Source organism: Marseilla massiliensis (assembly GCF_016899855.1).
Taxonomy (GTDB): Bacteria; Bacteroidota; Bacteroidia; order Bacteroidales; family Bacteroidaceae; genus Prevotella.
In genome coordinates this window covers 1-597 of record NZ_JACJJG010000236.1, presented here as the reverse complement: position 1 = coordinate 597, position 597 = coordinate 1, and the positions used below count along the sequence as shown (strand labels likewise).

The 597-nt window shown below is 51.6% G+C and carries 1 protein-coding gene; it reads left to right on the top strand.

The window, feature by feature from the left end:
• The coding region (gene istA / locus H6A34_RS14560) for an IS21 family transposase (RefSeq protein ID WP_205106097.1) at window positions 1-597 on the top strand (597 nt) is incomplete at both ends.

The window sequence follows — 597 nt, the reverse complement described above, 5'->3', positions numbered from 1 at the left end:
GTGACAGGCTTGAAGTCGTTGATGAAATGACGGGCGAGACGAAGAAAGCCGAGGTGTTTGTCGCCATCCTTCCGTTCAGCCATTATACCTACTGCGAAGCCGTGTGGTCTCAACGCAAGGAAGACCTGATAAAGGCATGTGAGAATGCCATGCAATATTTTGAAGGCGTTCCTGCGGCTATCGTCCCCGACAATCTGAAGGCTGCCGTCACACGAAGCGACCGCAACGAGCCTGTCATCAATGATGATTTCGCCGCTTTTGCCGAATATTACGGCTGTGCGGTCTATCCCGCCCGTGTGCGTCATCCCAAAGACAAGGCTTTGGTAGAGAATGCCGTAAAGCTCCTCTACCGTTCCATTTACCTTGACATAGAGGGAATGACATTTTCCGGCCTGGAGGAACTCAATACCGCCGTCCGTGTCTCCCTGCTTGATTTCAATGAAAAGGTGATGGCCGGACGGGAGGTGTCACGCAAGGAAATGTTCCTTCAGGGAGAGAAGGATTATCTTCGGCCGCTTCCCGTGAAACGTTACGTAATGAAAGAGAGGAAGCTGATGACTGTCGGGAAGAACTCTTACGTCTCGTTGTTCAAGCACC